Annotated in this window: 7 protein-coding genes and 1 pseudogene; 5 read left to right on the forward strand and 3 right to left on the reverse strand. The window is 42.8% G+C overall.

Going from position 1 to position 13,899, the window contains the following annotated elements; all coding sequences use genetic code 11:
* Nucleotides 1-16: 16 nt before the first annotated feature.
* A complete protein-coding gene (locus tag ACX27_RS11085; protein WP_200929938.1) occupies nt 17-4,300 on the forward strand; it encodes a nitric oxide synthase oxygenase in 4,284 nt (1,427 codons plus the stop codon).
* Nucleotides 4,301-4,823: 523 nt separating this feature from the next.
* Nucleotides 4,824-5,396, forward strand: a complete 573-nt coding sequence (locus ACX27_RS11090; protein WP_062292074.1) for an ABC transporter permease — start codon at nt 4,824-4,826, stop codon at nt 5,394-5,396.
* 4 nt (nt 5,397-5,400) lie between these two features.
* Here the strand turns inward: ACX27_RS11090 and ACX27_RS11095 are convergent, their stop codons facing one another.
* The gene (locus ACX27_RS11095; protein ID WP_062292077.1) at nt 5,401-6,801 is read right to left on the reverse strand and encodes a hypothetical protein; all 1,401 of its coding nucleotides are present in this window, start codon (nt 6,799-6,801) and stop codon (nt 5,401-5,403) included.
* Between the two features lie 859 nt (nt 6,802-7,660).
* Here ACX27_RS11095 and ACX27_RS11100 point away from each other — a divergent pair.
* Nucleotides 7,661-9,439, forward strand: coding sequence for a DUF1565 domain-containing protein (locus ACX27_RS11100; RefSeq protein WP_062292079.1), 1,779 nt, complete (start codon nt 7,661-7,663; stop codon nt 9,437-9,439).
* A gap of 102 nt (nt 9,440-9,541) precedes the next feature.
* Nucleotides 9,542-9,781, forward strand: a complete 240-nt coding sequence (locus ACX27_RS11105) for a DUF6737 family protein (protein WP_062292081.1) — start codon at nt 9,542-9,544, stop codon at nt 9,779-9,781.
* A 46-nt stretch (nt 9,782-9,827) separates the two neighbouring features.
* Here ACX27_RS11105 and ACX27_RS11110 read toward each other — a convergent pair whose 3' ends face one another.
* Together ACX27_RS11110 and mrdA are read right to left on the reverse strand one after the other, a co-directional pair.
* On the reverse strand, nt 9,828-10,367 hold the full coding sequence (locus ACX27_RS11110) for a P-loop NTPase family protein (RefSeq protein WP_062292084.1): 540 nt from the start codon (nt 10,365-10,367) through the stop codon (nt 9,828-9,830).
* Between the two features lie 99 nt (nt 10,368-10,466).
* Complete coding sequence (gene mrdA, locus ACX27_RS11115; protein WP_062292086.1) at nt 10,467-12,308, reverse strand: penicillin-binding protein 2; 1,842 nt, start codon at nt 12,306-12,308, stop codon at nt 10,467-10,469.
* Between the two features lie 240 nt (nt 12,309-12,548).
* Between mrdA and ACX27_RS11120 the strand changes: the two are divergent.
* Nucleotides 12,549-13,677 (forward strand): annotated as a pseudogene (locus ACX27_RS11120) (ABC transporter ATP-binding protein).
* Nucleotides 13,678-13,899: the final 222 nt, after the last annotated feature.

Here is a 13,899-nt window from a genome sequence, read left to right on the forward strand (position 1 = left end):
CCAGTAATTTTTAAACATGGATTACACTCAACAACTCATTCATTTAACAGAAATATCTGCCGCCGATTTTCCCGCAGGTAGAGATTTTAAGTATAAATGTCGTGTACAAATTCTCTCTGAGCAAGGACAAGAAATATTATCCAAAGATTTGTTTTCGCGGATGCAGCCAAGCTGGTTAGTGAATTTCACTAATTATAAAGACTGCGCGATCGCTCTTACACTGTGTTACCGTCAAGGCGATATGACCCAACCTTGGCAAGATGCGGGGACAGTTACCTTTGCAGCCCAGGATTTTCTGCATGGACACAACTCCATTGAACTAGAATTTCCGATCACTACCTGGAGTCTCGCACCTCATTTAACCCTCAAAGCCAGAATCACCCAGACTGTTGGTGAAGCAGGTAGCAACACAATCAAACTGTTAGCGAATCAGCCAATTCATTCACGTTTTCAACTCAAACCAACTGCAACCACCGACAAAGAAGTTGAAATTCCTGAACCTATTCCCCTGACATCCCAAGAAGAAGTAATTGTCAAAGATGTCTGGAATAAACTGCGGGCTTGGAAAGAACTGCAAATGGAAAAGTTCTTAAAGCGGCTGTTGTTAGAAGAACCAGAATTAGAACATATTTTTGGGGAAGCGATCGACAGTATGACAGATTACTTTTATGAGTTATTTGACTACTGTATTCACCAACTCCAGCCCCACACCCAAAATATCATTTCCGAACCCCTGACAGGTGTACCTTACGAAACAGGCGATGACTTCGATACCGTCGAAGACTACGGGGCTTTATTTGCGGATATTGGGATGCGTCCCCACCACTGGGTAAAAGCGCGACAAGTGTGGATGTGGATGTTACCTTCAATTCCTTACCTAGAAGAATACGACCGCCAAGATTTAGCGAAAGGTTTTAACTCTGCGCTTTACAAATTTTTCAATACTAATATTATTGTGCCGATGGTAGAGGCAGTGCGTTACTACGAAGATGCCTTACCACCAGAATTACTCAAGGAAATGGCAGATACTTGGCAGGTATTTAGCCAAAACAAACAAGAAATGGGGATGGTATTTTATCAAACCTTATTTGAAAAATATCCCTTTGTGTTGCCAATTTTCGGCAGAGCCGATATTGATTATTTATCGCTGCACCTGTTCCAATCTTTAGACTTTCTCATGCGTTGCTTGCGGAGTGAAAGCACGGATGAACTGTTGCTAGAACTACGATTATTAGGACAAATTCACGGCAGTGTCGGTGTGCCATCTTGTGCTTATCCTGCCATTTCTGACACGATGTTTGTCTTGTTTGAAAAATATGTGCCGAATTTTACCCCAGAATTACGGCGGGCATGGCAGACATTGTTTAATCGCGTCACCAATGTGATGAAACTGCCCAAGCTGAATGAAGAGCGGTTACTGAAAAAAGCCAAGCAATTTCTAGAAGTAATTGCTAGTGAACAAGGTTGGGAACCAGAACATCAAGCGCGACGTTGGGCAGAAATTCAAGCTGAAATCAAAGCTACCCGTACTTATAATCATACCTACGAAGAATTGGCTTATGGCGCACAGTTAGCTTGGCGGAATGCGTCTAAATGTATTGGTCGGATTCAGTGGAATAACATGGTGGTGCGTGATTGTCGCCATGTGACCGACCCTGATGAAATGTTCAAAGAATTAGTCGAACATTTGCGCTTAGGAACCAATGGCGGTAATGTTCAAGTGATTATGACCGCATTTCGTCCCAAACTCCCCAAAGAACGCTGGGGGCCGCGACTGTGGAATTCACAATTATTACGTTACGCTGCCTATGAACAACCAGATGGTAGCGTGATGGGCGATCGCGCTAACTTAGATTTAACCAACACCATCATTAAATTAGGTTGGCAACCCCCCGAACCGCGCACACCCTACGATATTTTACCGATAGTCATTGAAGTGCCGGGAATGGAGCCGAAGCTATATGAATTTCCGAAAGAGGAAATTTTAGAAATCGATATTGAACATCCCACCATTGCCGAGTTCAAATCTTTGGGGTTGCGTTGGTATGCGATTCCAGCTATCAGTAATTTCCGTATGGATATTGGTGGCATTAGCTATGCTTGTGTACCCTTTAATGGCTGGTATATGGGTACAGAACTGATGCGCGACTTCTTAGAAGAAGGGCGTTACAACAAACTCGAAGACATCGCCCAAGTACTGAAATTAGATACCAGTTCCGAGCATACCTTATGGCGCGATCGCGTCGCCTTAGAATTGAATATCGCCATCCTGCATTCTTTCCAAAAAGCTAAGGTGACAATGGTAGACCACCAATCTGCCTCACGCCAATACCTCACCCATGATTTGCGCGAAAAGAAAGCTGGTAGAGAATGCCCATCAGAATGGGGTTGGGTGCTACCCCCTGCTGGCGGGAGTGTTTGTCCAGTATGGCATCACCAAACACGGGACTTTTATTTAGAACCAGCTTATCACCATGCCGCCGATCGCTGGGCAGTTGAAGATGGCATTGACTTAGAAAAATTCACCACATCTCTGGAAGAAGACGACAACAAAGAAGACCGGATTTTGATTTTGTACGCCTCAGAAACCGGCACCGCCGAAGGTTTTGCCCGGACAGCAGCACGGCAATTAAATCGTTACCGTCCGAAAGTGATGGCGCTGGATGAGTACGACAAAACTCATTTAAGTTCCGAAAAACTGGTGTTGATTGTCACTTCCACCTTTGGGAATGGGGAAATGCCAGGAAACGGTAAACAATTCTTGCACTGGTTGAGAAAGCAACCCCCTGGTTCATTGATGACTTTGAATTATTCTGTCTTGGGACTGGGTAGCACGGTTTATGAACATTTCTGTGCGGCGGGAATTGCGGTGGATAAAGCCTTGGCGCGTTCCGGTGCTAACTGTATTGTGCCTTTGCATAAAGCCGACGAAATCAAAGGCCAAGCTGATACCTTCAAACAATGGCTGAGATTAATTAGCCGCGTCTTGGGTGAAGATGCAACTGCGGCTGATGGGACGACCATCAACGCACCCCAATTACAGGTAAAATTCCTCACTAGTAGCACCGCAGATAACTTAGCTGTGGCGGTGAGTGGCGAACGAGGGATAGAAGTACCTGTAATTGCCAATCAAGAATTGCTGCAAGAAGTTATTCCCGGTAGTCGTTCGACGCGATTTATTAGTTTTGATATTGCTAACACTCACCTGAAATATGAAACAGGTGATCATGTAGCGGTATATCCTAATAATCCCCCAGAATTAGTACAGCGAATTTGCGATCGCCTGAATCTGACACCCGACACCTACTTTAGTGCCAGTTATATCACCGCCGATGGTCAGGAAACCGAAGATCAACCACCCATCGCCATACCCACAACAGTTGGTCATGTCTTCTCGGAAGAATTAGATTTAGCTTTGCGGGAACCATTCAATGATTTATTAGCATATTTACATTCCGCCACCTCCAACCACACAGAAAAACAACGCCTGGAAACTTGGTTAGAAATTCTCCGCCAAGGTGAAGACCATCCCGACAGCATTACGCTCACCAAAAACATCACCGACAATTACATGAGCGTGGCTGATTTATTCGATGAATTTCCGGGCGCGAACATTACCCTCGCCGCCTTACTGGAATTGTTACCAAAACAAAAACCACGTCTATACTCCATTTCCTCCTGTCCGTTATTGCATCCCCAACAAATTCAAATCACCGTCGGGGTGTTGCAAATTACCACCGATGCAGGCAAAGTCCGTCAGGGACTATGTTCTAATTACCTCGCAGGACTGCAACCAGGAACTAAAGTGCGAATTGATGTGCGTACCTCTAGTTTCCGTCCACCCAGTGACCCAGAAGCGATGATGCTGATGGTCGGGCCTGGTACAGGAGTTTCACCTTTAATTGGCTTCTTGCAATACAGAGAAGCCTTGGCACGGCAAGGACAACCCCTCGCAGATGCGACTTTATACTTTGGTTGTCGCAATCACGATGACTTCCTTTATCAAGAGCAATTGCAGACATGGTACAGTCAGGGCGTGCTGTCGGAATTAAATGTGGCATTTTCTCGCCAAGGCGGTGAAAAAGTATACGTCCAACATTTAATGCAGCGCAAACCCAAAGAAATCTGGCAACTGCTGAGTCATCCAAAATGCCATTATTATGTTTGCGGCGATGCCAAAATGGCCGATGATGTTTATGAAGTCATGTTAGCGATCGCTAATACTGAAGGTGGTTTATCACTTTTAGAAGCTATCCAGTTTTTCGACAACATGAAACAGGAAAAAACGCTTCGTCTCTGATGTTTGGGGCGTAACCCTCAACTACAAACAAGCCATCAAACAAGTACAGAAAGATAACTACTCCAAAGCCGAAAGATGGCTCAATCGAGTTAATCAATCAGCAGATGATCATGCACCAGTTCCAGAGATGGCACAAGCGTCAGTTGTCTATTAATCTTTGAGACATCATGACTCGATGATTTACTGTTGAAATTCTGTAAAAATTAGTTAAAATTCAGATCCCCGACTTCTTTAAGAAGTCGGGGATCTTGTTCTTCACGAATTATTGAGATTTTATTTATTTTTAGGAGTCTAAATTTATTCTCTAGTAAATTAACATTTGGGTAATTCCTATCAAAAAAATCACCAACATCTCTACCTTGTCTCCCTTGTCCTCCTTGTCTCTTTTATTGCTATATCAATGTTTCAGACATATCAAATTGTGATTAAAGTCTGACTTCTTTTCATTCCCCTGGGTTATCCGTTGACTGTTTTTTATTGATTGCCGCAGTAATATATAGACGTTCCAAATAAAAACTGAGGCATGGAACAGACTTTATTTTTAGACTTTTTAGCCAGCTTACAAAAACTGTTTGTAGGTTATATTCCGGCTGCTGTTTTCGGCAGTTTTATTGGATACTTCATTGGCATAAATGTTACAGTTTATCAGATTTTCAGAAGGATATTTCAGATACCACATAGCATTCCGCCTTTAGCCGTACTGCCAATTGCCCTCATCTTATTTCAAGACAGTGAACCAGCATCAGTAATGGTGATATTTCTTGCCACATTTTGGGCAATTATCATTAATGTGGCTATCGGTTTACAACATTTTCGCAGACAAAATAATAACTTTCGCGCTGCCATATTTCATGTATTTCACTCCTTGAAAGTTGGCATTTGGGTAGCGTGGTTTACAGTAATTGCGATTGAAATGTTAATTGGCCCTAGAGGATTGGGTTTTCTTCTCTGGGAAGCGTACAAAGCAGGTAATACCAATAGCATGATTCAGGTATTACTCTACATTGGTATTATCGGCACTTTATTAGATCAATTTTTAGATTTCATGGGTTCTCTACTGGCACAAATGATTTCTGAAAGTAAAAAATCTAGTTAAACTTTTATCTAGGCTGCCGAATTACACTTTGCCAGTTAATAGTTTGCTTGGTAGAACGTTCGCCTAATGAACGTGTTGCTGTCACTTCAATATCAACATTGGTACCAGGACTTAGGGCATTTTCTGGTATTTTTAACTTGCCTAATGCCAAAGTAAAACGATTATAGTCACGGGTGACAAATTCAGGCGGAACATCACCTGTATAAACAGTTTGATAATCAGAGAAACCGCCAGAGTTATCTCGCGCCCGGAATTTCACGCGAAATTTAGTTTGCAGCACATCAGATTTTGCTGCTAAATCAACGATTTTTAAGTTGAGGTTTTCTCCCGCACCTGCAAATTCGGCTACTGCTAACCGAGTCACGTCTTGTTTGAGAACTGCGTGATTCACAGTATAAGTTGTCAAATTATTCTCACTTTGACTGTTACCATCAACCCACAAATCTTCATGAAAAGTCACTTCTACTTGTTTACTATCATTTAAAGTGACTGTGACAGCTTGATTGCTAAAACTTTGACTCGGTTGTTTTTCCTGCCAAACCAACTGAAACGACTCTTCTAAACGCTGGTCAAATTCGCGGTACTCATCAGCGATGATAGAACCAGGCGCAAGTAATAAAGCTGCACCTGTACGCAGATTCCATTTATTTTTTGAGAGTGGGAATTGTTTACCAGCGAGTTCGGTAATTGACAACTTGATGCTAGGAGTGTCAGCCGCTAAGGGTTCTTTACTATTCACAATACTCAACACTCCCAAGCGCCCAGTACTACCGTCACTACCGTCACTACCGTTGCTTCCATTCCGCCCGTCGTAACATCGGTAACGCTTTTTAGTACATTTGTAATCAGAACTACCAGGAGTACCTTTGCAGGTTTCCACTTCCCAACTGCGCCTGCGACAATTGCAACCAGTCGCCCCATTACCACCACGTCCACCACGTCCACCTTCACCTGGGGTTGCACGCACCAGAATTTTGTGTAAGTCGGCTAAATTAGTGTAGTAAGCTGTGAGAGAACCGCCATTTCCGCCATTTCCGCCTTTACCACCATCGCCACCAGCACCGCCATTGGCTGCGTGAATATCACGATTTCCCTTCTCTGGTTGATAACCGCAGTCAGGGCGATAACCATATCCGCCATCTTCCCCATCTTCGCCATCTTGACCTGATAAGTCGAGGTTGACTGCTGAACCATCGACAAAAATAATTTGATTTTGACCGTCGCGGCCATCTCTACCCGATCGCCCACTTGTCCCCACACTCCCCTCTCTGCCATAATCTCGATCAGCAATATATTTGTTATTAGCGATCGCTGGACATAATATAGAACCAGATACAGGTAACAAGCTAGTAAATAAGCAAAATGTCAGTAAAAGTGGCAGCTTACCCCTAAGACTGTTGGACATCGAGTGAAACCTAAACTTTAGTGAGATTTACTGAATATGACGCTGCATAACAGGAATTTGCTCCTGATTTATACTCATACAAATATGAAGTATGGAGTATGAAGTTAGGAAGCATCCCACTTTGTTGAATAGACTATCAATCAAAGAAAAACTCATCCTCGCCAATTATCGATTACTAAAGCGTATCCTAATGCTTGGATTTTTTGATAATGTTTAGTATTATCTGTTACTAAAACTAAGTTATTTGCGATCGCTATAGAAGCTATTCAAACATCTGCTAATCCTATTGGCTATCCTGCTGTTTCTAAATCTGCCTAAATCAAACCTGAAAGTTCTGCACAGTTTTGGTGTAAGAGCTGATTCGTAAACAAAATCTTAAGATGCCATTCACTTAACCATCAGACGAATTAATGAGCCATAAATTATGGCTTATGGAATTTGTGGCTATAAAAACTTAGTCCGCCTAGCCTGCGGCAACAACAAAGCTGAACGCGGACTAACTTAAAATCAATGGTTTTGAACCCGCGAAGGCGGTGAGGGGGTCGTAGTCTTGGCGGTTCCCGTCGATTGCGTTAGCGACGCAGGAGCGTCACCCCCGAACCCGAAGGGGTTTTATCTGTGTGCAAGATGAACTGCGACTTCCGTTGCTAGGTGCAAGATGTAAATAAAACCCTTACACCCCACACCCTTTCACCCTTACACCCAATCTCTACAGAAAATCTTTGTGCGTAAGTCTGTCTATGTTGGAATTTCAGGAATTTACTCGTTAAATTTGGTAGTCAATGTTGCAAATTTTAGCAATAACTAGCCATTTTTCCAGTTAGAGCTAATAGTATGACTATGTTTTAGCGGTATAAATATGCCTCAAAAATTTTACGTAAATCCTTTAACTGGCAATAGTACTAACCCTGGTAGCCAGCAAGCGCCATTTAAAACCATTACCCAAGCTCTCAAGATTGCCACACCTGATACCATTATTCAACTCACGGATGGAAATTACAGCGTTACTAGTGGAGAAGTGTTTCCCTTAACGATTCCATTTGGTGTCAAAGTCATTGGTAACGAAGCCAACAAAGGCAGCAATATTTTAATTGAAGGTAGTGGTAACTATCTTAGTCGGACTTTTGCGGGTCAAAACGTCACCTTTGTGATGTTGGATGGGTCGGAACTGCGGGGAGTAACTGTGACCAACCCAGCTTCTCGCGGTAGTGGTATTTGGTCAGAATCAACAACTCCGACCATTGCCAATTGCACCTTCAAAAATTGTAAGCGTGAGGGAGTATTTGCCACTGGTGATGCGAACCCAGTAGTTCAGGGTAATGTATTTACAGAGAATGCAGCCAATGGAATTGCGATCGCTAAAAATTCCAAAGGTCAAATTCAAGATAACACCTGCATTAAAACAGGTTTTGGTATAGCGATTAGTGATACAGCCTCGCCCACACTATTAAATAACAAATTTACCGAAAATCGCTCCGGTATCGTTGTTTCTGGTAGCGCCCGCCCCGTATTACGTAACAATATTAGTGAAAATAATACCGATGATGGTCTAACTGTAATTGCTGCCGCCCTACCAGACTTAGGCAGTACTTCCAGTTCCGGTGGCAATATTTTCCGCAATAATGGTAAATTCGACTTACAAAATGCCAGTTCCAATAAACTAATTTCCGTTGGTAATCAAATTGACCCCAGCAAAGTCAGCGGTAATATCGAGTTTGCTAGTACTCCAATTCCCACACCAACACCAGTACCAACCCCTACCCCTACACCTATTCCCGTACCAACACCCACACCAGTACCAGTACCGACCCCTACGCCTACTCCTACTCCCATACCCACGCCCACACCAGTACCGACCCCCACACCCACACCAAAACCTACACCTGTACCCGTACCCTTACCAATACCAATACCAATACCAATACCGACACCCACCCCAGACCCAGAACCGGAAATAGAACCAGACCCAGAACCAACACCCACACCAACCCCTGTACCTGTACCAACGCCCACACCCACACCAAAACCTACACCTACGCCCACACCCGCACCTATCGACTTAACCGATATTGCTAATCATTGGGCAGCAGCCTTTATTCGAGAATTAGTCAGACAAGGCATAGTTAACGGTTTCCCAGACCGCACCTTTAGACCAAATGCAACCATGACCAGGGCGCAATATGCAGCATTAATTGTCAAAGCGTTTGCACCATCCTCAAAACGGGCAGCAACACAATTTAAAGATGTGGCAGCTAACTTCTGGGCAGCTAAAGTCATTCAGCAAGCCTATCAAGGTCAATTTCTTTCTGGTTTCCCAGATAATACATTCCGCCCTAACCAAAATATCCAGCGTGTGCAAGTTCTGGTTTCTCTCGTGAATGGGCTAGGGCTAGGTACAGCTAGTAATGTTGCCAACGCTATCAAAATTTTCGATGATCAAGCCAAAATTCCTGACTATGCCAAAGATGAGATAGCCAAAGCAATAGATAAAAGAATTATCGTCAATTATCCCAACTTGAAGCAACTCAACCCCACCCGCGATGCCACAAGGGCAGAGGTAGCGGTGATGGTTTATCAAGCTTTGGTCGATGCTGGACGTGTAGCAGCTATCGATTCGCAATATATTGTGAATGGTTAATTGAAAAACACAGGGGTGTAAGGTAAGAAAAGTATTGAGTTCTGAACAACTCTAATCCCTAGCCTCACATCCCTGTTCAATTTACGCAGTCTATAATGTTTTATGTCTGAACAAAAGCCTTTAAATCCTTGGGATTATAAACCTTGGTGGTGTCAACCTTGGTCTATAGTTTTGACATCTGTAATCTTGATTAGTGGTAGTTGGTTTTTATTTAAAATTATTTGGTTAACAATTTTTGTGTCAATTCCTGTACTCATTTGGATGGGCTTTTTTGTGTTTATTTGGCCAAAGTTGATGATTCGCAGTGGAATTTTAGAATCGTATCAAAAGGAAAATTTCTAAGAGTTGGTCTGTAGCAGGCGAAGCCGCTAAAGCGTCTACGCTAAAGTTAGTGTATATCTTTCAACTTAGCCTGATGTTCAATTAGTTCCAAAAACTGCGAAATCTGCTGAGTTGAGCGAATGTGATAGACATTTTTAGTGCTTTGAGCCTGCTTGGTGTACTCACGATATTTTGGGGTTAAATATTTATGACATAACCAAAGTGCGCGGTAGCTACTCAAGGAACTCTTGAAGATTGGACTATTTTGTGGCCAGCCTTCTGGCGGTTGAAAGTAACCTGTGATCAATCTTTTTGTGACCCACCAAAAATGCACATATAGCGGTAAATCAACATAAACCAGAGTATCCGCTTCATCCAAGCGTGGCCAGAGGGTTTCCATACTGCCAAAGCCATCAATAATCCATCGGTTAGTAGCTAAAATTTGCTGATGGGTGTGCTGATAATCTTCTTGAGAAACTTCAGCACCGCCTGGTTGAAATTTAATCTTGTCTAAGACGTGAAGTGGTAAACCAGTGATCTGGGATAATTTCTGGCTGAGAGTTGATTTACCACCGCCAGCATTACCAAATACTGCTACTTTTTTCATCTTCACTCTCCTTTGAGTGCTAATTTTCTGCTGGAGACTGTCATTGGTCATTTGTTCTTTGTTCTTTGTGAATACAAATGACCAATGACCAATTTAGTATTAGTCGCTGTTATCACCACTAGCGTTTTGAGAATTAGCTGATTCTGGTTTTTGGTATTTACCTGGATATTTATGTTGGAAATATGCTTCCAATACCTGTAAAACCATTGGGCCGCAGACTGTACCACCATGATCCCCGGAATTTTCCCCAAAGGCGACAACGGTAATTTCAGGGCGATCGCTTGGGGCATAAGCACCAAACCAAGTATGATTAGGCCGACCAACACCAGCCTCGGCTGTACCACTCTTACCAGAAGCAGGGGCAATTGTTGGCAGATTTAAGCGTTTTCCTGTCCCTTCTGTAATTACCTTCCGCAGTCCATCGCGGAGAACGTTAATAGTTGACTGCTTCATATTTAAAGACTCGCGCCAACTTTTTGCTTCTTCGTTATCTTTCAATAAATGGGGCTTGACACGATATCCTCCATTGGCGGGAACAGAAAACATAATCGCTGATTGCAGTGGTGTCACCTGCAAAGCACCTTGACCAATGGACATATTAATTGTGTCACCCACAGTCCAAGGTATCTTCCAAGCTTTTTGTTTCCAGTTTTCATCTGGAACCAAACCTCTCGTTTCTTCACTGGGGAACTCAATGCCAGTTTTTTGACCGAAACCGTACTTCTGCGCCCATGCAATTAAAGTCGGGCCACCAACACCTTTACCAACTTGATAAAAGAATGTATCACTACTCATAGCGATCGCCCTGGGAAATCCCAAAGGCCCAAATCCTGCATGGTTCCATTCACCAAAAGTTACACCACCAACAGTTAAGGAACCATAGGTTTGCAGCACTGTTCCAGGGGAAAACTTACCTGATTCCAAACCCGCCGTTGTGGTGACAATTTTGAACGTACTCGCAGGCGGAAAAGCACTTAAAGCGCGATTGACTAGAGGATGGTCTTTTCCTTGAACACTTTCCCAATCTTTCTCGGAGAGTTTTTGCTTAGAAAAAATATTCGGGTCGAAATCAGGATGAGACACCATTGCTAAAACTGCACCATTTCTGGGATCAATGGCGACAATTGCACCTTGATACTTACCTAAAGCTTTGTCTGCGGCTTTTTGCAGTTCCCAATCTATAGTTAAGTGTAAATCTTTGCCAGATTTAGCTTGTTTTTCACCCAAAATGCGGATTGGGCGACCTGCACCATCTACTTCCACTTGTTGACCACCCCATTCGCCGCGTAAGGTAGTCTCATAAGCCTTTTCTATGCCCATCTGACCAATCACATCACCCAGACGGTAGCCTTCTTTCTGCTTATCTTTTAACTGTTCAGGGGTCAATTCTCGTGTATAACCCAGTACATGGGCTAATTCTTGACCATGTGGATAGTAGCGTACTGCATCTGTGTTAATTTCCACATCTTTTAGTTCGCTTTCATACTCTTTTAACGCTGTAATTTGGGCTTCGCTGACATCACGCGCAATCCGAATCAAGGAAGCCGAGTTAGCGCCAGCTGCATCTAGTTTCTTTTCCATTTCTTCTTGGGAAATACCCAGAATTTTTGATAATCGTGGCGCGACTACCGACCAAGATGGTTTAGTGTGGGCCAGCGGCCACAAATATACAGAATGGGGATATCTGGTAGTGGCTAATAACTTGCCATTCCGGTCAAAAATATTACCGCGTTCTGGTTGTTTGAGAATGGTGCGAACGCGGTTAGATTCGGCACGTTTTCGCAGTTGAGATCCTTCGACGATTTGTAAATATGCTAATCGTGCTTCAATTCCAGCCAGAGTCAATAAAGTGAATCCAATTAAAAATATTGATTGAATACCGCGTCCAACAGTCCGTGTATCTTTTCTGCTGTTCGATAAGGGTGATGAAAATAACGCCATAAGACAAATAATTTTAGATTTTAGATTTGAGGTTGAATAATCTTTCTAGTCCGCACTCCCAACACTTGCTATAGGATGCCCAAAATTCACTCTTGATATTAAGCTTGTAACAATCACCAACGTATATTCCCGATCTGGGGTTTTTGGCGGATACAATAAACCAAAGTGTTTTTTAAGTCTGCTTAATAGGCTACATTCACGGAAACAATCAGGTTAAATCACAGCATTCTACTGAGGATTATGGCTCAATCTGTTGTGCAGAATCAGAGGGGGATTACGTCGTTTCAGCCACTAGATGTGGAACTGCGTAACGTGTTTAAGTTCTTCAAGCAAGAACCAGCCGTACATGGAATCGATTTGGATGTCCGCAAAGGGGAGTTTTTTAGTATTTTAGGCCCCTCTGGTTGTGGCAAGACAACAACATTACGTTTAATTGCTGGATTTGAAACTGCGGATGCGGGTAAGGTATTGATTCAAGGTCAAGCGATGACAAATGTTCCGCCTTATCGCCGCCCAGTCAATACTGTATTTCAAAGTTACGCGCTGTTCAATCACTTGAATGTTTGGGATAACATCGCCTTTGGACTGCAATTAAAAAAAACTCCGCAAATCTGAAATTGAAAATCGAGTGACAGAAGCTTTAAAACTCGTCAAAATGGAAAGTTTGCGATCGCGCTTTCCCAATCAACTTTCTGGTGGTCAACAGCAAAGGGTAGCATTAGCTAGGGCGTTAGTAAATCATCCGGCTGTAGTGCTGTTGGATGAGCCTTTAGCCGCGTTAGATTTAAAGCTGCGGAAAGAAATGCAAGTTGAGTTATCTAACTTACATCAAAAGTTAGGCTTAACCTTTATTTTAGTGACTCATGACCAAGAAGAAGCATTGTCTTTGAGCGATCGCATTGCGGTGATGAATCAAGGCAAAATTGAGCAAATTGGTACACCCAGCGAAATTTACGAACACCCCCAAACTGCTTTTGTGGCTGATTTTATTGGTGATACCAATTTATTTAGTGGGGAAATCGCCGCCGTCGAGGCTGAATGTATCCAAGTCGTCACAAAAACAGGCCTCAAAATTATCGTCACCCGCTATGAAGATACACCCATCGAATTATCTCAATCTGTAGTGGTGAGTGTGCGTCCCGAAAAAATTCAACTATCAATCTATCCACCCAATTTACCAACTAACTGCTTTGAAGGCAGACTAGTTAACGTCATGTATTTAGGAACTCATGTTACTTATGTGGTGGAATTAACCAATGGCATAAATATCAATGTTCTCCAACCCAATACCTTTGGTAATTTGCCAGACAGAGATACACCAATTTATGTTTTATGGGCTGAAAGTGATTGTTTGGCTATTAGTCAATAGTCAATGATCATTTGACATTTGTCATTGGTTATTTGTTGAAGGGCAATTCAGTAAATATCATGGAAAATTATCTTGCAATCTAAATATAGATTTGAACTAATGTCAACTATAACTGTTCTCACAGTGGTGAAGTACAGCAATATAAATTTAACCGCCGATTGAAGAGGATGAACGCAGATGGACGCAGATAAATAATTCTTATTAATGAATTAGCACATAAAG

The organism is Nostoc piscinale CENA21 (assembly GCF_001298445.1).
Classification (GTDB): Bacteria; Cyanobacteriota; Cyanobacteriia; order Cyanobacteriales; family Nostocaceae; genus Nostoc_B; species Nostoc_B piscinale_A.

What these genes read in the sequence shown, in the direction of transcription:
- ACX27_RS11105 (WP_062292081.1), top strand. Translation starts at nt 9,542, where the DNA reads ATGTCTGAACAAAAGCCTTTAAATCCTTGGGATTATAAACCTTGGTGG.
- ACX27_RS11090 (WP_062292074.1), top strand. Translation starts at nt 4,824, where the DNA reads ATGGAACAGACTTTATTTTTAGACTTTTTAGCCAGCTTACAAAAACTG.
- ACX27_RS11085 (WP_200929938.1), top strand. Translation starts at nt 17, where the DNA reads ATGGATTACACTCAACAACTCATTCATTTAACAGAAATATCTGCCGCC.
- ACX27_RS11100 (WP_062292079.1), top strand. Translation starts at nt 7,661, where the DNA reads ATGCCTCAAAAATTTTACGTAAATCCTTTAACTGGCAATAGTACTAAC.
- mrdA (WP_062292086.1), bottom strand. Translation starts at nt 12,308, where the DNA reads ATGGCGTTATTTTCATCACCCTTATCGAACAGCAGAAAAGATACACGG.
- ACX27_RS11095 (WP_062292077.1), bottom strand. Translation starts at nt 6,801, where the DNA reads ATGTCCAACAGTCTTAGGGGTAAGCTGCCACTTTTACTGACATTTTGC.
- ACX27_RS11110 (WP_062292084.1), bottom strand. Translation starts at nt 10,367, where the DNA reads ATGAAAAAAGTAGCAGTATTTGGTAATGCTGGCGGTGGTAAATCAACT.